Genomic DNA, 20,120 nt, shown 5'->3' with positions numbered 1-20,120 from the left:
ACGATTTGGAAACGGAGCTAGATGGAGATCGAGGGCAAGAAGGCCATCATCGTCGGCGGCGCGTCGGGCTTCGGGAAGGCGACCGCGGAGTCGCTTGCGAAACGCGGCGCCAACGTCGCGGTGCTGGATCGCCCACAGTCGAAGGGCAAGGAAGTTGCCGACGCCATCGGCGGCACGTTCCACGAGATCGATGTGACCGACTTCGCGGACACCGAGCAGGTACTCCAGAATGCGGTGGACGGGCTCGGCGGGCCGCACATCGCGGTGACGACCGCGGGTGGCGGCATCGGCGAGCGCACCATCAAGAAGGACGGTCCGCACAGCCTGGACTCGTTCCATGCCAGCGTCGACCTCAACCTCATCGGCACCTTCAACATCAGCCGACTGGCCGCGTGGCAGATGAGCAAGAACGAACCCGTCGACGACGAGGCCGAGGAGCGAGGCGTCATCATCAACACGGCGTCGATTGCGGCGTTCGAGGGTCAGATTGGCCAGGTCGGACGCCGCGTTCCCGAAGCGGCAGGGCCGCGCCGACGAGTACGCCAAGCTCGCTGGCGCAATCGTGGAGAATCCGATGCTCAACGGTCAGTGCATCCGCCTGGACGCCGGGCAGCGCTTCGCCCCCCAAGTAGGCCGGCGCTAGGCTTTTGCGCGTGACGACCGTTGCCGATCATGTCATTTCAGCCTTGCGGATCAGCGGCGTTCGTCGCGTCTACGGTCTGCCCGGCGACAGCCTCAACGGGTTCACCGATGCGCTGCGGCGCTCCGGCGACATCGCGTGGGAGCACGTCCGCCACGAGGAGACCGCTGCCTTCGCGGCCGCAGCGGATGCCGCGCTCAGCGGCCGGCTCGCGGTCTGCGCCGGCAGTTGTGGTCCGGGCAATCTGCATCTGATCAACGGCCTCTTCGACGCGCAGCGCAGCCGGGTTCCGGTGTTGGCGATCGCGGCGCACATTCCCCGCGCGGAGATCGGCTCCGAATACTTCCAGGAAACGCATCCGCAGGATCTGTTCCGCGATTGCAGTGTCTACTGCGAGCTCGTCAGCACCCCCGAGATGGCGCCGCGGATCCTGGAAATGGCAATGCGTGCCGCCGTGGAGGAGAACGGCGTCGCCGTGATCGTGGTGCCCGGTGAGATCTTCCTGCAGCGTGCCGACGGGTCCGGATTCCCATCGCGCCCGGTGGTGGCGACTCGCTCCGTGGTGCGGCCCGACGACGCGTCGCTGAGGCAGGCGGCCGAAATCCTCAACGCCGCACAGGCGGTCACCGTGCTGGGGGGAGCGGGCGCGGCCGGTTCGCATGCCGCCCTGATCGAGCTGGCCTCGACGCTCAACGCGCCCATCGTGCACGCGCTGCGCGGCAAGGAGTTCATCGAGTACGACAACCCGTTCGACGTCGGGATGACCGGACTGCTCGGCTTCGCCTCGGGCTACAAGGCGATCAAGGAAGCCGACGCGCTGCTCATGCTGGGCACGGACTTCCCGTATCAACAGTTCTATCCGGACAACGCCAAGGTGATTCAGGTCGACATCCGGGGTCGCAATCTCGGCCGCCGCACCGCCGTCGATCTCGGCCTCGTCGGCACCGTGAAGGACACGCTGGCCGCGTTGCAGCCGATGCTGCGCCAGAAAGTCGGCCGCGGCCATCTGGACCGTTCGCTGCGGCACTATGCGAAGACCCGTAAAACGCTCGACGAGCTCGCCGTCAACGACCGCGACCGCACCCCGATCAGGCCGGAATACGTTGCCGGACTTGTCAATCAGGCGGCGGCGGACGACGCCGTTTTTACGGTCGACGTGGGGTCACCGGTGGTTTGGGCGGCGCGGTACCTGCGCATGAACGGTCGGCGCCGGCTGATCGGATCGTTCAACCACGGCACCATGGCGTGTGCCCTGCCGCTTGCGATCGGTGCGCAGACGATCTCACGTGAGCGGCAGGTCGTCGCACTGGCCGGTGACGGTGGCCTGACGATGCTGTTCGGCGAACTGGTCACCCTGACCCAGAACCGGCTACCGGTCAAAGTGATCGTCTTCAACAACTCGTCGCTGAACTTCGTCGAGTTGGAGATGAAGGCGGCCGGCATCGTCAACTTCGGCACCGACCTGGTCAACCCGAACTTCGCCGACGTCGCACAAGCGATGGGGATATTCGGCCGACGCGTCGAGCAACCCGCGGATCTGCAAAAGGCGCTGATGGACGCGTTCGCGTTCGACGGCCCCGCCCTCGTTGACGTCGTGACGGCCCGTCAAGAGCTGTCGATACCGCCCGCGATCACTGTGGAACAGGCCAAAGGCTTCTCGTTGTACGCGATCCGGACGATTCTGGCCGGGCGTGCCGACGAACTGTTGGACCTGGTCACCACGAACGTGGCGCGACGCATACTCGACTGAGCGACCCCGTTGCGCGCCAATCGCCGACCACGAAGGCTGGTCCAGTGCAGGGGCGACCGTAGCCGGTGAGGGTGACAAGAGGCGCCTTCCGTCTCGGGGTTGTGCACAGTTGCGGTTTCATCCACAGCCCAGAAGTCGGGTTTTTGCACCTGGGCGATTTGGTCGGAGAGCCCGCCTAGATTCGTACGTATGTTCGACGATTTGGTTGCGGCCGCTCAAGGTGCCGGTGGTGCTGGGGAGTGGGGTCGGGTGGAGAACGCGGCCTGTGCCCGAAAGCTGGCCGCGATCGCTGACCTGCTCGAGACCCGGCTGGCCGCGGTAGGCTCCGCCGAACGCGAGCAGTGGTGTCTGGACAACTGGGACGCGGTGTGCGCCCAGATCGCCGCCGCATTGCACGTCTCGTTGGGAGTGGCGTCGCATCAGCTGATCCTGGCCCAGGCGTTACGCGAACGACTGCCCCGAGTGGCCGAAGTGTTTGCGGCTGGGTTGGTCTCGTCTCGGCTGATCACCACCATCGTCTACCGCACCGGGTTGATCACCGACCCCAATGCCCGCGCGAAGGTGGATGCCGAGCTGGCCGGGGTGGTGGTGGTGTGGGGGCCGCTGTCGGTCGCCAAAACCGAGCTGGCCATCGACGAACTCGTGCAGCGCCACGACCCCTACGCGTTGCGGCGGGTGGAAACCAGCATCCGGGGCCGCCACCTCGACATCACCCCCGACGCCGACGGCACGGCCGGGGTGGAGGGGGTGTTGCTCGGCCACGACGCCGCCGCCCTCGGTGCCCGCCTCGACGCGATGGCCGCCACGGTATGCGCCGGTGATCCGCGCACCGCCAAGCAGCGTCGCGCCGACGCGATGGGAGCCCTGGGCCGCGGGCACACCACCGCTCTTGCGTGCCTGTGCGGCAGCCCCGACTGCCCCGCCGCCGACCAGCCCACCCCGTCGGCATCGTTGGTGGTGCATGTCATCGCCGGGGCCGACAGCCTGGCCGATGACACCCCGGTCGCGTTGGACGGGCAAGAACCGCCGCAGGAACAGCAGGCGATCCCGCTGCGGGAGCAGACCCTGGCCCAGGCGCTGGCCCCCGACGCCCCGACCGGCACTGCCCACACCAATCCGGGGCTGATTGTGGGGAGTGGGGTGTTGCCCGCCCCGCTGTTGGCGGCCAAAGTCGGGCCCATTGCAACCATTCGGCGGGTGATCCATCCCGGTGACGCGCCACCCGAACCCCGGTATACGCCCTCACCGGCGTTGGCCGATTTCATCCGTTGCCGGGATCTGACGTGTCGGTTCCCGGGCTGTGACGAACCGGCCTACAACTGCGATTTGGACCACACCATCCCGTATCCGTGGGGGCCGACGTGTGCCTCCAATGTGAAATGCCTCTGCCGGAAAAACCATCTCCTCAAAACCTTCTGGGGCGGCCACGACGGCTGGCGGGAGCGCCAGTTGCCCGACGGCACCGTCGAGTGGACCGCTCCGGATGGGCGCACCTACACCACCCATCCCGGCAGCCGGCTACTGTTCCCCACCCTGTGTAAACCGACGGCACCGGTCGATCCCCGACTGGCCAACCACGATCCGGATCGACCCCGGCCGCGGCCGGAAAATGCCCCGACGCACCCGCACCCGCGCCCAACACCGCGCCGACTACATCACCGCCGAACGCGCCCGCAACAAGGAACTGTCCGAGAATCCCGGAAATGATTGCGGCAACGCCTGTTTCCCAGCCCAGCCGCGACCCGCAGCCGACGATGACCCGCCCCTATTTTGACGACCGCCCCGACATCCAGTGTCCGTGGCGGAGGCGGGCGGCTGCATTCGAATGCGCAGAATCTGATCGACATTGGCACGCGTGTTGCCCACGGCGACAGTCCTTTTGGCATCGGCTAGGGATAGGCGTCGATTCCCAGTTTCACCGCCAGCGCCAGACCGGCGACGCCGATGCCCACGCGTAAGGGCCATGCAGGCGCATGCCGGACGACGACGGGGCCGAGCCGGGATCCGAGTAGACACCCGAGCCCGACGGCGACGACGGCCGGCCAGTCCACCGGCGCGATGACAACGAAGATGACGGCGGCCGTAGTGTTGGCGACGGCCAGAATGACGTTCTTGCCCGCGTTGGCGTGCGCGAGCCCGGCCCCGCCGGCCCGAAGCAGCAATGCCAAGAGCAACACGCCCGCCGCGGCGCCGAAATACCCGCCGTAGATGCAGATCAGAAAGATCGCCGCGGCCTCCAGTGCCACGGTGACACGGTGGCGTTGGTGGCTGCTGACCCGCGCCGGCCGGCTTGCACGATGCGGAATGACGATCGCGACCGAGGCCAGGCCGATCAGTATCGGCACGATCTTCTCGAAACCCTCTGCGGGCGTGGATAGCAGCAGCGCGGCACCGGCCGCGCCCCCGAGCAGCGCGACGGGTGCGATCCGTTTGAGCCATGCGCCCTGACCCTCGAGTTCAGGCCGTGAACCCCACACCGACCCGATGCCGCTGAACACCAAAGCCACGGTGTTGGTGACGTTGGCCAACAAGGGCGGAAGCCCAACCAGCAGCAGGGCCGGGTAGGTGGCAACCGACGCGAGTCCCGCGATGCTTCCGGCAAGTCCGCCCAACACGCCGGCGCCAAAAAGCAAAGCCCAGTTCATCGGCCGACCACTGTGGGCCCGTGCCACGTGATGTCCGATTTCAACGTGACACGTGCCCACATTCGGGCCAGACTACTTCTTCCCGCGGACCAGGGCGTCGACGGGATCGGGCGCACCGTCGCGGTCCTTGACCACGCGGTAGGCGAAACAGCCGGCCACCAGTGTGATCGCCACGAAGGTCACGGCGAAGTACTGCAGCGCCGCCGAGGAGCCGTCGGGGTCGTAGACCTCCTGACGCGGCCACGCGATGTTGACACACAATATCGCGCCCATGACCACCGCGATCAGGTTCACCGGGATGCCCCACCTGCCGAGATCGAGTACCGGTCGTCCGTAGCTGAGACTGGTGCCGCGGAGTCGGTGCAGCAGCGCGGGCACGGTCACCATCAGATACGCGAGGTAGACGATCACCACCGAAACACTGGTGATTGCCGCGAACACTCCTGCCTGGCCGAGGTTGACGAGCAGAACCAGGATCGCCAGGGCGCTTACCGTGCTGCCGGTGATGAGTGGAGTTCCGGTGCGCTTGTTGACCTTTGACAGAACCTTCCCGAGCGGTAACCGGTTGTCCCGGGCCATCGAGAACATCACCCGTGACGCCGAAGCCTGGATGGCCAGCGTGGCCGAGAAGATCGCCACCGCGACGGTGCTCAGCAGCGTCTTGCCGAGCCAGCTGTCGAGCTGGCTGGTGATCACCCAGGCAATGCCCTCGGTGGACAGCAGCGGATCGTGGAGCGAGGGCGCCGACATCAGCGCACCGAGGATCATCAGACCGCCTCCGACGAACGACACCAGCAGCGCGGTGATGATCGCTCTGGGTGCGGTCTTCCGGGGATCCCTGGTCTCTTCAGAAAGTTCTGCAGCGCTGTCGAATCCGTACATCACGTAGGCCGCCATCAACATCGACGCGAGGAATGCGGGAGCGTATCCGAGCCCGGACCCGTGGCCACCGGTGTCCAGGACGGCCTGCGCGGGCCCGCGTTCCGCCGTGAGGAACATCGCCGCTACGATCAGCACTGCGCCGATGATCTCGATCGTCACACCGGTCACGGTGATCTTGCCCATGAACGACACCCCGACACTGCTGATGATGGTGCACAGCACGATCGTGATCGTTCCTAGGATGATGCCATTGGTGGCGCCGCTGACCGAGGTGAGCGCCGGGTTGTCACCGACCAGTTGGAAGCCGGTCCAGATCGATGGCAGCACGCTCTGCATCGCGATCGCCAGCGCCGAGATGCTGACGATGTAGCCGATCAGCATGAACCAGCCCGCAAACCAGCCGACCGCGTTTCCGGCCAGCCGCCGCGACCACTGATAGATCGCGCCTGCGACGGGGAACTTGCCGGACAGCTCCGCGAAGACCAGGCATACGCAGAACTGGCAGACGAAGACGATGGGCCAGGTGAAGAAGAACGCCGGACCGCCGAGGCCGAAGCCGAGCGCGAACAGGGCGAACACCGTGGTGAGGATCGAAACGAACGAGAACCCGGACGCGAACGCCGCATAGGCGCCGATGCCACGGTGCAGTTCCTGGGTGTAGCCGAGTTCGGCCAGCGAGTCGGCGTCCTCGGGCGAGGAAATCGCCGGGTCGAAGGTCGCGGTCATAGAGGAATCTCCTAGGGGTGACCAATATCTGTCGTGCGATAGAAATTAGCGACGGTTTTTGTTGCGGAGGTTTCCCGTCTGTCACAACTGTGTGACCAACCCGCCGATCGGTGAGAATCGACGACGTGCCCAGCCCGATGGACTCCGAACGACGGATTGCCGCGACCATCGGAGCGATCGATACCGCGATTGACGAGGAGCAACTGAGCGCCGCCCTGCTGCGGGCCAGAGAAGCCGTGGCCGCCGAGCTGGCTGCCCACATACCGACGCTCACTGTGGCGGCGGCTTGGTCAGAGGTGATGCAACGGTCCGTCGCAACCGCAGCACGGTTGATCGCGGGCGCGCAGAGACCGGGGTGGACGTGGTTCGTGTCGGGCAGCGTCGCGCGGGGCGAGGCCAGTCCGGGTTCGGATGTGGAGACGCTCGTTGCGGTCGACGATGGTGTCGACGATGACGGGAAGACGACGCTGCTCGCTTCGGCGGCAGAGGTCCACGCCCTCCTCGAGCGTTGCGAGCTGCGGCCCGATACCAACGGGGTGCTGGCCAGCCGCGGCCGGTTCTGCCGTAGGCGGGCCAACTGGGCCGAACGGATCGAGCGATGGTGTGACGAGCCGGCCGAAGACCGTGGAGTGGTGATGACCGGCGTGCTGGCGGATGCGACCGGTGTGCATGGCCTGACGCACGGCGAGGACGAATTGCGGACACTCACCGTCGGCGCGGCGCGGCATCATCCCGCTGCGCGCCGCGCGATGTTGCAGGATGCCACGGCGGTGCGCGCCGCCATCCCGTCTCGGTTGCGGCTCTTGGCGACGCAGGACGATCGGGTCGACCTCAAGCTGGCGGCCGTCGACCCGATCGTGAAGATCGCCCGGTGGGCCGCGTTGTCGGCAGGCTCGACCGCCCTCTCGACGCCCGACCGTCTCAGCGACGCCGGCACGGCGCAGGTACTCGACATCGATGACGCCTCCACGCTGCGCGACTGTTTCCTGTCGCTGACGCGGATTCGGTGGCGGACGCGCGCTGGGGCGTGGATGACGGGCGAACCCATCTCCGAGCGAGTGTCGTTGTCCGCGTTGGCTCCTGCCGAGCGCGCCGCGATACGCACCGTGGCGCGGGAAGTGGGCGGTATCCGACGCAAACTGGCGTACCTCGCCTCGACATCGTCGTTCGGGTGACGAATCAGGAGCTGCCGGACTCGATTCGGCTCGCCATCGACCAGACCATCGCCGCCGAACGGCTGGAAGGGTGGGCGCCCACCGACACGGATGTCGCCGCGCTCGCCGAGCTGGTGTCCGGGCACACCACGTTCGACGAATATCTCGCCGCCTACCGGGCGCGGTACCCGGCCGGCGGGCCCTCACCGCGCCGCGACCACCGGCATCTCCTGCGCCGCAGAGGCCAATACCTGATACCCGGAACGACGCTGCTGCGCAACAACTTCGGAGTGGATTCCCAAGCAGCGCTGTCGGATCTCGAGTTCGTCGCCACCGCCGGACGCATCGCTGCCTGGCACGCCCGGATCGCCGACGGCGCCGTCGCGGTCAACGACGTCGACATCCGTGCCATCCACCGGCACGTCTTCGCCGATGTCTACCTGTGGGCGGGCAACTACCGGCGGTGCGAACTGCGGCGCGGCGACTCCGTTTTCGCATGGCAGTCATCGCTTGCACGGTCGACGGCACTGCTCATGGAATCCGCTCGGGCGCTGGCCCTCAACGGTGGCGGACTGGACGCGGCCGGACTGGCGTACCGGTTCGCCCGGCTCTATGCCGACTACAACCACATCCATCCCTTCCGCGAGGGAAACGGTCGCGCTGGCACGCTTCTGCTGCACACCGTCGCGGCCCTGTGCGGACGTCGGCTCGATCTCACCGGGATGTCCCGCGAGGACTGGTATTCGGCGTCGCGTGACAGCATGCCGTTCCGGCGCGGCGGGCAGCCCAACCATCGGCCGTTTCTCCCACTCTTCGTCGCCGCGATCAGATAACGGATTCCGGGTATCACAGGAGCCGTCCGACGCCGCGTGCCGCGACCTGCAGCGCACCGACCAGTCGCTGCCGGTCATGCTTGAGGGAGCCGACCACCACGCCGATCGCCGCCACGACCGCGCCGTCAGAGGACTGCACCACCGGCACGGCCAGCGAACACGACCCCAAGGTCATCTCCTCGCTCGTCGTCGCCACGCCATCGCGGCGGACCCGGTCCAGCTGCGCCCGCAGCGTGGCCGGCCGGGTGATCGTGTACGGCGTGACTCTCTCGAGTGTGGCGAGCAGGCGGCTGCGGACATCGTCGGGCGCGTGCGCGAGTAGCACTTTGCCGACCCCTGTGCAGTGCATCGGAAGGCGGCTGCCCGCCGTGCTGACGATGGGCGCGGAGCACCGGCCCCGCACCCGGTGCAGGTACAACACCTCGTCGCCATCACGCACGGCCAGGTGCACGGTGGCCACCGTTGCGGCGTAGACGTCATGGAGAAACGGTTCGGCCACTTGGCGCAGACCGCCCTGCATGGGGGCCAACAGGCCGGCCTCCCAGACCATCGGGCCGATGACGTAACGATCGTCGTCCCAACGTTGTAGGGCTCCGCCGCCGACCAATTCGCGGACCAGCCGGTGAGCGGTCGGCACCGGCACGGCAGCGCGGCGCGCGATCTCCGACAACGTGAGGCTGCGATGTCGCTCATCGAAGGCGCCGAGCAGCGCGAGCAAGCGTGACGCGACGGTGGCACCGGGCACCGAGGTGTTTCCAGCCATTTCAGCGTTCCTTCCGCTCGACGAAAGTCTAAGCGTCAGACCAACGCCGTTGTCTTCAGCGAAGCTTTTATTGGCATAATGGTCTGGCAATTACGGTGCTTTCGGCGCTAACATCGCCCCCATGACATCCCCGCCGTTGAGCCGTCGCCGACGGTTCCTGGTGCTCGGGATCTGCTGCATGAGCCTGTTCATCGTCAGCATGGACACGACCGTCATCAACGTCGCGCTACCGTCGATCAGCGACGATTTCGGCGCCTCGATCTCGGATCTGCAGTGGACCATCGATGCATACATCGTCGTGCTGGCGAGCTTCCTGTTGCTCTCAGGCTCGACCGCCGATCGCATCGGTCGTCGCCGGACGTTCCAGACCGGCCTTGCCGTCTTCGGGCTCGGATCGTTGCTTTGTAGCGCGGCGCCTTCGGTGGGCTGGCTGATCGCTTTCCGGATGTTGCAGGCACTCGGCGGTTCGATGCTGAACCCCGTAGCGATGTCGATCATCACCAACGTCTTCATCGAGCCACGAGAACGCGCCCGCGCCATCGGCATCTGGGGTGCCGTCTCCGGCCTGGGGATCGCTCTGGGGCCGGTGGTCGGGGGAGTGCTCGTCCAAACTGTCGGGTGGCGGGCGATCTTCTGGGTCAACGTCCCGATTGTGGCCATCGTTCTGATCGCCGCCGCGGCTTTCATCGGCGAATCGCGCTCGCCGCGCCCACGTCGAATCGACCCCGTCGGCCAGGTTGCCATGGTGGTGCTGCTGGCCAGTTGCGTCTACGCGATCATCGAAGCGCCGCATGCGGGCTGGCTTTCGGCGCAGACGATTTCGCTGTTCGGCGTTGCCGTCGCGGCGCTGGGGGTGCTGCTGTACCACGAGTCGCGGCGCACCGATCCGCTGATCGAGCTACGGTTCTTCCGGAGCGTTCCGTTCACCGGAGCGACATTGGCGGCTATCAGCGCGTTCGGCGCGTTCGGCGGCTTCCTTTTCCTCAACACCCTCTATCTGCAGATCGTGCGCGGGCTCTCGCCCCTGCAGGCCGGACTGTGCACGCTGCCCATCGGGCTCGCGGTGCTCATCTGCTCGCCCATGTCGGGACGCATGGTCGGCGCATACGGGCCGCGGCCATCGCTGCTGTTGGCCGGCTCCATGGTCTGCCTCGGCGCCGTGATCTTGTTGCGACTCGACGCCGACACACCGCTGACCTATGTGCTGGTTGGATATGTCGCGTTCGGCATCGGACAGGGGGTGGTCAACGCACCGACCACCAACACCACCGTGTCGGGGATGCCGCGCAGCCATGCGGGCGTTGCTGCCGCAGTGGCCACGACCAGCCGCCAGATCGGCACCAGCCTCGGTGTCGCCATCGTCGGCTCCATACTCAGTTCGCACGTGTCACGCCCGGTGGCCACGGAATTGACCGCGGCAAGCCGACCCGCACTATGGGTCATCGTCGGGTTCGGGCTCACGGTCATCGCCGTCGGCGCGGTCACCACCACGCGCTGGGCGCAGCGGACGACGGAACGCGTCGCCCACCTCTTCGACGATGACGAGTCAGCGGCGATCGCCCGCGGCCAGCCGGGTCAGGCCGTCGGCCGTACCGGCGGGGTCCAGGTAAACACCACCGCGTACCGACGGCGTTAGCGTGTCATCGAGGTCGTAGCGCAGTGGCATCCCGGTGGGGATGTTGAGGGTGCGCACCCGCTCCGGCGTCAGGCCGTCCAGGTGCATGCACAGTGCCCGAAGCGAGTTTCCGTGCGCCACCACGAGCGTGACGAGCCCCGCAGTGAGGTCGGCCGCGATGGCATCCTGCCAGTAGGGGACCAGGCGGCGCCGGACAGCGGCGAGCGATTCCGCGGTGGGGAGTTCCTGTGCAGGCAGCGCGGCGTAGCGGGGGTCATGGCGGGGATGGGACGGGTGATCCCATCCGATGGCAGGTGGGGTCAGGTGATAGGAGCGGCGCCAGTCGGCGACGAGCTCGGTGCCGAACTCCCGGCTCACGGCGGAACGTGTGCGCCCCTGGAGCGTGCCGTAGTGACGCTCGTTCAGGCGCCAGCTGCGCCGAGTCTCCCGCGTCGGTGAGTTCGACTCGTCGGCAACCATATCGGCAGTGTCGATGGCGCGGCTCAGTAGCGAGGTATGCACGGAGCCGATAGCAAGCCCCGTATCGCGGATCAGCCTGCCTGCAGCGGCAGCCTGATCTTTACCGCGGTTCGTCAGCCCGAAGTCGAGCCAGCCGCCGAACTTGTCTTCGGCGTTGGCGGTGCTCTCGCCGTGCCGCAACAGCACCAGGACGCGGGTCATACCAGCGATTCACCTCGTTCCAGTGCCGAGATCTGCTCGACCCGCTGCTGGTGTCGGCCGCCCTTGAACGCAGTGGCCAGCCATACGGTGAGGATGCGCTCGGCGAGATCCGGCGCGACCACCTTGGACCCCATGACCAGGACGTTGGCGTCGTTGTGTGCGCGGGCGATCTCGGCGGTGAAGACGCAGTGGCAGAGCGCGGCGCGCACACCGTGGATCTTATTGGCGGCGATCCCCTCACCACAGCCGCTGCCGCCGAGAATGACGCCGAAATCAGCCGGTCCGTCGACCACGCGCGAGCCGACGTCGGCGCACAGCGGCGGGTAGTCCACGATCTGGCCCGGTGTATCGACTCCGCGGTCCTCGACCTGATGGCCCTGTTCGGTCAGCCAGGCGGACAGGCGGGACTTCATCGAAACTGCGTTGTGGTCGGAAGCGATCGCGATACGCATCTGTCCGGTCCTAGGGCTCGCAACAACTAAGTAGTGGCCTTATGGTAACACCATAAGGCTGCGAGGTAGGGCTTGAGGAAACGCCTGGCGCTCGGTTAAGGTAGAATGGTTAGACCAACGAGACTAGGTTGCGGAGGCTGTATGCCGAAGGTTGTCTTCATCACCCTCGACGGTGCCGCGCGGGTCGTGGACGCCCAGGCCGGCGAGTCGGTCATGGCCGTGGCTGTGCGCAACGGAATCCCCGGCATCATCGGCGAATGCGGCGGCAACTGCAGCTGTGCCACCTGCCACGTCTATGTCGACAATGAATTCTCGGCCAGCGTGGGCGGCGCAGGGGACATGGAGGATGATCTGCTTGACCTCGGGGTCGCCGACCGCCGGGACACCAGTCGGTTGTCCTGCCAGATCAAGGTCTCAGAGGAGCTCGACGGGCTCACGGTGCATATTCCGGAGGAGCAGTGACCGTGGACGCCGGCACCTTGGTCGTCGGCGCCAGTCAGGCGGGTCTGCAGCTGGCGGTTTCTCTGCGAGACGCGGGTGACACGGCGCCCATCACCCTGATCGGCGAGGAACCGCACGCACCCTATCAGCGTCCCCCGCTGTCGAAGTCCTACCTGCAGGGCGGCGCCGAGCTCGAGCAGCTGTGGCTCCGGACGCCGGAGTTCCTGGCCGACAAGGACATCACGCTCGTCACCGCCGAACGGATCGACACCATCGAGCTGGACCACGGTGGACCATCGGGGTCGGCTCGGACCGTCAGCGGTCAGACGCTGACCTTTGATCGCCTCGCACTGACCGTCGGCGCCCGCCCGCGTCGTCTCGAAATACCCGGCGCGGACCTGGATGGCGTGACATATCTGCGCACCGCGGCTGACGCGACACTCCTGCGCGAATTGCAGTCCGCCGCGGAATCCGTCGTGGTGGTCGGCGGCGGGTTCATCGGTCTGGAGGCCGCCGCGGTCGCGCGCGCTCAGGGCAAGGCGGTGACCGTCGTCGAGGCCGCCGATCGCCTGATCGGCCGCGCGGTGGCGCCGGTGGTATCCGAGTTCTACCGCGCCGCACATGCGCGCCGCGGCGTCGACGTCCGTCTCGGCGTTCAGGTGACATCACTGGCGGGCGAAGGCAACCGCGTGCAGTACGTCGGACTCTCCGATGGCAGTCGGATTCCCGCGAACCTCGTCATCGTGGGTATCGGGGTGGTGCCACGCATGCAACTGGCCCGGCAGCTCGATCTCGACATCGAAGGCGGCATCGTGGTCGACCGCTACGCCCGCACCAGCAATCCGACCGTGGTGGCCGCGGGTGACTGCACCGTTCAGCCCAATCCGTTGACCGGCCAGGGCAGGGTGCGGCTCGAGTCTGTGCAGAACGCGATCAGCCAGGCCAAGACCGCCGCCGCGACGCTGCTCGGACGGCGTGAGCCGAACGACGCGGTGCCGTGGTTCTGGTCCGATCAGTACGACCTCAAACTTCAGATCGCCGGTCTGTCAAACGGGCACGATCGATTCGTGGTTCGCGGGGACCTCGAGGAAGAGGCGTTCGCGGTGTTGTATTACCGCGATGAGATGCTTCTCGCGGTTGACGCCGTGAATTCGCCCGGTGACTACATGGCCGTGCGCAAGGCCCTCACGCAGGGTTCGACGATCTCCGCCGACGCGGCCGCCGACGGGGCGGTGGCGCTGCGAAGCCTGATCGTGCCGCAGGCCCTCGGCGTCTAGGCCACCGCGTCGATCACACGGGTGGTGGACACCGAAACTCGGCAATGGGCGACCGGCGAAGGCGCCGGCGAGATAGTCCGTCGAGCACAGCTGATAACCAGGCATGCTTGAACGCACCGGCGACCTGCGTGCTTCAGTGCTGCGCCGGAATCACCTGCAGAGATAGCTGAGTCTCAGACGGCGAACAGTTCGTCGACGTCGATCGGGCGCGTCAGGATGCGCTGTGCGAGCGCGAATTCCATGAGCTGCTCGAGCATCGCGCGGTTGGGCTCGACGCCGTAGGGGAGCGGGTCGGTGCCGGTGATTTCGAGCACCCGGGCGTACATCTTGTCGCCGGCGGTGGTCACGTCTCCGTCACGGAGGCGTGCGACGTATCGCTCTTTGGCTTCGGTGAAGGCATCGATCACCGACGACGCGACCTCCGGATACCTCTTCAGCACTTCGTCTTTCACCACGATCAGATGATTGATCGGGTAGAACGACTGTCGCCGGAGCGCGGCGACCGCCGCCTCGTCGGGGTCAGGGATCAGCGGTGCGACGTCGGGGTGGTCCACCTCGACGCCGATCACGGCGTCGAGTTCGCCGCGGACCAACAGGTCGGCGAGGTCGGCGTCCGGGCCCGCCGGCTCCACGTTGGCAGGCGGCACGTACGACGCGACATGTTCGTCACCGGAGAGCACCCACGTGACCTTGTCGAGGTCGACGCCGTACTCCGAGGCGAGGATGCCGCGGGCCCAGACCCCGGTGGTCACGGTATATCCGCGGTTCACCCCGACCCGGCGACCCTCGAGATCCTTCGGCTGTCGAATCGCCGATCGGGTGTTGTAGCGAATGGCGCCGTGATGGAAGCCGCGCACCAAGAAGATCGGCAGCGCGGTGAAGGCCACGCCGTGTTCGCGCGCCGTGAGATAAGTGGTCAGCGCCATCTCGCTCACGTCGAACTCCAACTGCCGCACCATCCGGCGGAAGCCCTTGACCAGGACCGGGATCTCTTCGAACTGCAGAGAAAACCCGGCGGGCACTACCGTGCCGTCCTTCAGCGCCTGGTTTGCGCCCTGGGTTCTGGTCACTGTCGTCAACACGCGGTCCGGATCAGACATCGTCACTTCCGTCTCTGGTGGCCTCAGATGCTGCGATGGTAGATTGGCATGACCATAATGCCATAAGAAATAGGGGTGACAATTGGCCGAGCATGTCCTGGCCGCCGTGCGGACCGCGCCGAGCACCACCGAACTGCGGGAACTGCCGATGCCCGTGTTGTCCGACGATGCCGCCCTGTTGAAGGTCGAGGTGGCAGGCATCTGCGGCACAGACGTGAAGATGTACGCGAAGCCGCCGTTCGACGACCCGGTGATCATGGGGCACGAGAACGTCGGCACCATCGCGGTAGCAGGGGAGAAGTTCAAGCGCTTGCACGGCGTGCAGGAAGGCGACCGCGTCTTCGTCGAGCATTACGTCGGGTGTTTCAACTGCGAATGGTGCCGCATCGGTGAGTACCGACACTGCGAAGCCACCGACTGGCGGACCAATGCCGACGCAAGACGCTACGGGTACACGTCGTCGGAGAACTTCGGCACTCTGTGGGGCGGATTCTCCGAGTACATGTATCTGCCGTGGAACGCAGTGCTGCACAAGGTGCCCGACGGGGTGACCGCCGAGCTTGCCGGACTCGTCACCCCGCTGTCCAACGGCATTGAGTGGGCCCTGCTGGCGGCGGGGGTCGGCTACGCCGACACCGTCCTGATCGAAGGTCCCGGTCAACAGGGCCTTTCCCAGATAGTGGCCTGTAAACAGGCCGGGGCATCGAAGATCATCATCACCGGCACCACCCGCGACAAGGCTCGGCTCGATCTGGCGCTCGCACTCGGGGCTGACGACGTGATCGACATCGAACAGATCGATCCGCGCACCCGGGTCCTCGAGCTGACCGGCGGCAAAGGCGTCGACTTCGTTCTCGACTGCACGTCGAGGGCCGGGGTCGCGCCTGTGCTGCTGGGTATCGACGTGCTCAAGCGCCGTGAGGGCACGCTGCTGATCCAGGGCGAACTCGCGGCGTTCCCGGACTTCCCGATCAAATTGCTGACCGAGAAGGCGATCACGATCAAGAGCGCGCGCGGCCACAGCTACCGGGCCTGCGAGCTGGCCCTGCAGCAGTTGGCCTCGGGCCGCTTTCCATTGGAACGGCTGTCCACCCACAAGTTCGGCCTCGACCAGGTGGACCACGCGATCAGGGTGCTGGCCGGTGACACCGACGAACGGGACGCCATCCATATTTCGCTCATGCCATGGCTCGGAAAGGAATCCTGACGATGTCGATAGTCGTGCGCAATCCGCGCCGAGCCGACCCTGCCGTCCGCGACGGCCTGGGCGAGTACGGGGTGGCCACCATTCACGAGGCGCAGGGCCGAACCGGCCTGGTCGCGCCCCACATCACGCCGATCTACACCGGCGCCCGAGTCTGCGGGACCGCGGTCACCGTGATCGTGCCGCCGGACGACAACTGGATGCTTCACGTCGCCGTCGAACAGTGCCAGGACGGCGATGTACTGGTCGTTGTCCCCGAATCACCTTCGGAATACGGCTATTTCGGTGAGCTGCTGGCCACCGCAGTGGCCGCGCGCGGGGTCCGCGGGCTGGTGATCGATGCGGGTTGCCGCGACATCGCCGAGCTCACCGCGATGAAGTTCCCGGTGTGGTCCAAATGCGTGTCGGCGCAGGGGACGGTGAAGAAGCGGCTCGGATCGGTGAACGTGCCCGTCTCATGTGCCGGCGCCGCGGTCGAACCCGGTGATGTGGTCATCGGCGATGACGACGGGGTTGTCATCGTGCCCCGCGAGCAGGCGGCCGGCGTGTTGGCGGCTTCGAAGGACCGCGAGGCCAAGGAGGCCCGTAGCCGCGAGCGTTACCAGGCTGGTGAACTCTTTCTCGACATGAACGACATGCGTGGCGAATTGGAGCGACTGGGACTGCGCTACGTGGACTACGAGGAAACCGCGGACGCCAGGAGCAGGGGTTAGACCGTGATCATCGATATTCACGGCCACTACACCACAGCCCCGCAGGCACACGACGTCTTTCGCAAGCAGCAGCTGGCCGCGCTCGAGGACAAGACGCGGCCGGCGCCCACACCCGAGCCGATCAGCGACGACGAGATCAGGGAAAGCGTGCAGCGCAATCAGCTGCGTGTGCTCCGTGAACGGGGTGGTGACTTGATGCTGTTCTCGCCCAAAGCTTCCGCGATGGAGCACCACATCTCCGACCAGCCCACGGCGACGGCGTGGGCCAGGGCATCGAACGATCTCGTTCACCGGGTTGCACAGCTGTTCCCCGAAGCCTTTGCGCCTGTCGCTCAATTACCCCAGACTCCCGGGGGGTCCCTCGGTCCGGTGATCGAGGAGTTGCACCGTTGCGTCGGCGAGCTCGGCTTCGTCGGCTGCAACCTCAATCCCGACCCGGCGGCCGGGTACTGGTCCACGCCGCCGATGACCGACGAGTACTGGTACCCGCTGTACGAGGCGATGATCGAGCTGGAAGTTCCTGCCATGGTGCATGTCTCGACGTCATGCAATCCCAACTTCCACACCCTCGGAGCCCACTACCTCAACGCGGACACCAGTGTCTTCATGCAGTTCGTCCAGTCCGATCTGTTCGAGCGATATCCGGCGTTGACTTTTGTGATTCCGCACGGCGGCGGGGCGGTGCCCTATCACTGGGGGCGATATCGCGGACTCGCCGCGCGTCTCGACCGGCCCGACCCGAGTGAACTGCTGCGCAACGTGTTCTTCGACACCTGCGTCTACCACCAGCCGGGAATTGATCTGCTCTACAAGGTGATTCCTGCCGACAACATCCTGTTCGCATCAGAAATGCTCGGTGCCGTACGCGGGGCGGACCCCGACACCGGTATCGCGTGGGACGACACGCTGGCGTACCTCAACAACCTCGACATGACCGAGGAAACCCGACGGGCCGTTGTCGAGCTCAACGCGCGCAGGGTGTATCCCCGTCTTTCCAAACTACTAGCAGTGCAAGGAGTGTGACTGGTGTCGAACCTGCATCTCACGTTGGCCTGTGGCGACTACGACCGGACCCGTGCCCTCGAGGACGGCTCCGTTCGGGCGGACGGAATCGACCTGACCTACCTGCGCCTGCCGGTGGAGGAGACGTTCTTCCGCATGCTGCGCCACCGTGAATTCGACATCGCGGAGATGTCGCTGTCCACCTACGTCGCGACGCTCGACCGGGAGCCCCGGCCATTCGTAGCGCTGCCCGTGTTCACGTCGCGGATGTTCCGACACGGCGGCATCTACATCAATTCCCAGGCCGGCATTTCGGAACCGGCCGACCTGCGCGGCAAGCGAATCGGCTCACCCGAATTCCAGTTGACGGCCGGCGTCTGGATCAGGGGAATCCTCGCCGAACACCACGGCGTGCCGGTCGATTCCGTCACCTACTTCACCGGTGGCCAGGAAACGCCGGGCCGGATCGAGAAGGGCAAGGTCGACACGGGACTGGACATCAGGCCGATCCAGGCGGGAACGACCCTGTCTCAACTGCTGGCCGACGGTGACCTCGACGCGCTCTACACGCCGCGGGTGCCGAGCCCGTTCCGCGATGGCGATCCCCGGGTCACGCGGCTGTTCCCCGACGTGGTGGCCGTCGAGAAGGAATACTTCGCGGTGACTTCCATCTTCCCGATCATGCACGTCGTGGTGATCCGCAGCGATATCTACGAGCGTCACCGTTGGGTGGCACAGTCCCTGTACAAGGCGTTCCTCACGGCGCGGGATCAGGCCTACGGCCGGATCTACGATTCGTCGGCGCTGCGGTTCATGGAGCCCTGGCTGATTCAGCACCTCGAGGAGGCCCGAATCCTGCTCGGTCAAGACTTCTGGTCGTACGGGATCGCCGAGAACGAGAAGGCGCTTGACGTCTTCCTGGACTACCACCATCAGCAGGGGCTCTCCGCCGTGCGCTACAAACCGGCCGATCTGTTCGCCGCCGAGACTGCTGAAGCATTCGTGATCTGACGCCGGGGCCTTCACATCCGGTACGCGACATGGTACAAATCACACTAATGGTCTGAGTGTCAGTCCATTCACAGTGAAGTGTCGAGGAGTGAGCCGTCCATGAGAAAGCATTTGGCCAGCTACCTGATTGCCATCCTGGCGTTGGTGCTCTCCGCCTGCGGGGGCAGCCCCACTGCGACCAACGCAGGCGACGCGGCGGCCGGCGCGAGCGACGCCCAGCAGGTCTACCAGCAGATCAACGGGTTGTCCGGGGACGAGCGCAGTAAGACGCTGCTCGACCTCGCCAAGAAGGAGGGAAAGCTTTCGCTCTACACCTCCAACACCGACATGGACGACGTGGTGAACGCATTCAAGGAGAAGTACGGGCTGGACGTCGAGACGTACCGGGCGAATTCGGAGACGGTGCTACAGCGGGTGCTCCAGGAGTCCACCGCGCACTACCAGGGCGCGGACTTGATCGAGACCAACGCGGGCGAACTCAACGATCTGCAGCAGCAACAGCTTCTGTACCCCTACGAGGGAGAACTGCGCGACAAGGTGCGACCCGAGGGCCAGAAGGACGGCTGGACCGCCGATCGATTCAACGCCTTCGTGATCGGTTGGAACACCGGCAAAGTCGCGGCGGGCAGCGAGCCGCAGTCACTCAAGGACCTCGCCGAGCCGCAGTGGAAGGGCCGCGTCGGCCTGGAGATCGGGGATGTCGACTGGTTCGCCGCGATGTACAACTACTACAAGTCGCAGGGCATGTCAGACGACGACGTCACGAACTTCTTCCACAGTTTGGCGGCCAACTCCAAGATCGCCAAGGGACATACGGTGATGGGGGAGTTGCTGTCGGCGGGCCAGTTCGACGTGGCCGCATCGATCTACTCGCACACGGTCGATAACGCCGCGGAGAAGGGCGCGCCGGTGGCCTGGCGCAAGAACGGCAAGCCGGTCGAGCCGGTGGTTCTGCGACCCAACGGCGCGGGGCTGATGAAGACGGCCAAGCACCCGGCGATCGCCATGCTGTTCCTGGACTTTTTGCTGACCGACGGACAGAAGGCGATTGCGGGCGCCAACCGAATCGGAGCGATCCCCACCGCCGACGATCCGCTCGCCGGCGTCCAGACGGTATCCGTTCCGGAGGAGGAGCTTCTCAACAACCCTCAGAAGTGGAATGACGCATACAAGAAAGTGACCGATTCCGGCGGCCAGGCGTAAGCGCGTCAGCGGCCAACCACGAAAGGCA

At 66.0% G+C, this 20,120-nt stretch carries 18 protein-coding genes and 1 pseudogene; 13 read left to right on the top strand and 6 right to left on the bottom strand.

Features of this window, described 5'->3' with window-relative positions; genetic code table 11:
- Positions 1-21 precede the first annotated feature (21 nt).
- The 3 genes and pseudogenes from ACVWWN_RS29960 to ACVWWN_RS29950 all read left to right on the top strand — a co-directional run bounded on the left by ACVWWN_RS29960 (position 22) and on the right by ACVWWN_RS29950 (position 4,097).
- Positions 22-643, top strand: a pseudogene (locus tag ACVWWN_RS29960) (SDR family NAD(P)-dependent oxidoreductase).
- A 10-nt stretch (positions 644-653) separates the two neighbouring features.
- Complete coding sequence (poxB, locus tag ACVWWN_RS29955) at positions 654-2,390, top strand: ubiquinone-dependent pyruvate dehydrogenase (protein WP_457147112.1); 1,737 nt, start codon at positions 654-656, stop codon at positions 2,388-2,390.
- 189 nt (positions 2,391-2,579) lie between these two features.
- A complete protein-coding gene (locus ACVWWN_RS29950; RefSeq protein ID WP_457147111.1) occupies positions 2,580-4,097 on the top strand; it encodes a DUF222 domain-containing protein in 1,518 nt (505 codons plus the stop codon).
- A gap of 182 nt (positions 4,098-4,279) precedes the next feature.
- On the opposite strand, the gene ACVWWN_RS29945 is transcribed toward ACVWWN_RS29950, so the two are convergent.
- Together ACVWWN_RS29945 and ACVWWN_RS29940 are read right to left on the bottom strand one after the other, a co-directional pair.
- Positions 4,280-5,035: a sulfite exporter TauE/SafE family protein gene (locus tag ACVWWN_RS29945; RefSeq protein ID WP_457147110.1), complete on the bottom strand. Its 756-nt coding sequence runs from the start codon at positions 5,033-5,035 to the stop codon at positions 4,280-4,282.
- A gap of 72 nt (positions 5,036-5,107) precedes the next feature.
- Positions 5,108-6,643, bottom strand: coding sequence for an amino acid permease (locus ACVWWN_RS29940; protein WP_457147109.1), 1,536 nt, complete (start codon positions 6,641-6,643; stop codon positions 5,108-5,110).
- Positions 6,644-6,768: 125 nt separating this feature from the next.
- Here ACVWWN_RS29940 and ACVWWN_RS29935 point away from each other — a divergent pair, with 125 nt between their 5' ends.
- Both ACVWWN_RS29935 and ACVWWN_RS29930 read left to right on the top strand, forming a co-directional pair.
- On the top strand, positions 6,769-7,818 hold the full coding sequence (locus ACVWWN_RS29935; protein ID WP_457147108.1) for a putative nucleotidyltransferase substrate binding domain-containing protein: 1,050 nt from the start codon (positions 6,769-6,771) through the stop codon (positions 7,816-7,818).
- Entirely contained in the window at positions 7,815-8,630 is an 816-nt protein-coding gene (locus ACVWWN_RS29930; RefSeq protein ID WP_457147107.1) for a Fic family protein, read from the top strand. The genes ACVWWN_RS29935 and ACVWWN_RS29930 overlap by 4 nt, the downstream gene beginning before the upstream one ends.
- A 13-nt stretch (positions 8,631-8,643) precedes the next feature.
- On the opposite strand, the gene ACVWWN_RS29925 is transcribed toward ACVWWN_RS29930, so the two are convergent.
- Positions 8,644-9,393: an IclR family transcriptional regulator gene (locus ACVWWN_RS29925; RefSeq protein WP_457147106.1), complete on the bottom strand. Its 750-nt coding sequence runs from the start codon at positions 9,391-9,393 to the stop codon at positions 8,644-8,646.
- Positions 9,394-9,514: 121 nt separating this feature from the next.
- Here ACVWWN_RS29925 and ACVWWN_RS29920 point away from each other — a divergent pair, with 121 nt between their 5' ends.
- Positions 9,515-11,029 (top strand): MFS transporter, encoded by a 1,515-nt coding sequence (locus tag ACVWWN_RS29920; RefSeq protein WP_457147105.1) that lies wholly within the window; start codon positions 9,515-9,517, stop codon positions 11,027-11,029.
- Here the strand turns inward: ACVWWN_RS29920 and ACVWWN_RS29915 are convergent.
- Positions 10,940-11,689: a 2,3-bisphosphoglycerate-dependent phosphoglycerate mutase gene (locus ACVWWN_RS29915; RefSeq protein WP_457147104.1), complete on the bottom strand. Its 750-nt coding sequence runs from the start codon at positions 11,687-11,689 to the stop codon at positions 10,940-10,942. The two genes, ACVWWN_RS29920 and ACVWWN_RS29915, sit on opposite strands and share 90 nt — an antisense overlap.
- Positions 11,686-12,141, bottom strand: coding sequence for an RpiB/LacA/LacB family sugar-phosphate isomerase (locus tag ACVWWN_RS29910; RefSeq protein ID WP_457147103.1), 456 nt, complete (start codon positions 12,139-12,141; stop codon positions 11,686-11,688). The genes ACVWWN_RS29915 and ACVWWN_RS29910 overlap by 4 nt, the downstream gene beginning before the upstream one ends.
- 141 nt (positions 12,142-12,282) lie before the next feature.
- Between ACVWWN_RS29910 and ACVWWN_RS29905 the strand changes: the two genes are divergently transcribed.
- Both ACVWWN_RS29905 and ACVWWN_RS29900 read left to right on the top strand, forming a co-directional pair.
- On the top strand, positions 12,283-12,603 hold the full coding sequence (locus tag ACVWWN_RS29905; RefSeq protein WP_457147102.1) for a 2Fe-2S iron-sulfur cluster-binding protein: 321 nt from the start codon (positions 12,283-12,285) through the stop codon (positions 12,601-12,603).
- Positions 12,604-12,605: 2 nt separating this feature from the next.
- Entirely contained in the window at positions 12,606-13,859 is a 1,254-nt protein-coding gene (locus ACVWWN_RS29900) for an NAD(P)/FAD-dependent oxidoreductase (RefSeq protein ID WP_457147101.1), read from the top strand.
- Between the two features lie 173 nt (positions 13,860-14,032).
- On the opposite strand, the gene ACVWWN_RS29895 is transcribed toward ACVWWN_RS29900, so the two are convergent.
- Entirely contained in the window at positions 14,033-14,959 is a 927-nt protein-coding gene (locus ACVWWN_RS29895; protein ID WP_457147100.1) for an ABC transporter substrate-binding protein, read from the bottom strand.
- Between the two features lie 82 nt (positions 14,960-15,041).
- Between ACVWWN_RS29895 and ACVWWN_RS29890 the strand changes: the two genes are divergently transcribed.
- The 5 genes from ACVWWN_RS29890 (at position 15,042) to ACVWWN_RS29870 (ending at position 20,092) form a co-directional block, all read left to right on the top strand.
- The gene (locus ACVWWN_RS29890; protein WP_457147099.1) at positions 15,042-16,166 is read left to right on the top strand and encodes a zinc-dependent alcohol dehydrogenase; all 1,125 of its coding nucleotides are present in this window, start codon (positions 15,042-15,044) and stop codon (positions 16,164-16,166) included.
- Positions 16,145-16,876, top strand: coding sequence for a 4-carboxy-4-hydroxy-2-oxoadipate aldolase/oxaloacetate decarboxylase (locus ACVWWN_RS29885; RefSeq protein WP_457147098.1), 732 nt, complete (start codon positions 16,145-16,147; stop codon positions 16,874-16,876). The genes ACVWWN_RS29890 and ACVWWN_RS29885 overlap by 22 nt, the downstream gene beginning before the upstream one ends.
- Before the next feature lie 3 nt (positions 16,877-16,879).
- Positions 16,880-17,899, top strand: coding sequence for an amidohydrolase family protein (locus ACVWWN_RS29880; RefSeq protein WP_457147097.1), 1,020 nt, complete (start codon positions 16,880-16,882; stop codon positions 17,897-17,899).
- A gap of 3 nt (positions 17,900-17,902) precedes the next feature.
- The gene (locus tag ACVWWN_RS29875; protein ID WP_457147096.1) at positions 17,903-18,889 is read left to right on the top strand and encodes an ABC transporter substrate-binding protein; all 987 of its coding nucleotides are present in this window, start codon (positions 17,903-17,905) and stop codon (positions 18,887-18,889) included.
- A 99-nt stretch (positions 18,890-18,988) separates the two neighbouring features.
- Positions 18,989-20,092 carry an ABC transporter substrate-binding protein gene (locus tag ACVWWN_RS29870; protein ID WP_457147095.1) on the top strand — a complete coding sequence of 368 codons (1,104 nt, stop codon included), beginning with the start codon at positions 18,989-18,991 and terminating at the stop codon, positions 20,090-20,092.
- The last annotated feature ends 28 nt before the right edge of the window (positions 20,093-20,120 follow it).

This window comes from Mycobacterium sp. URHB0021, from assembly GCF_054057895.1.
The sequence above is the reverse complement of the archived record's forward strand: the minus strand, read 5'-3'. Positions and strand labels throughout refer to the sequence as shown.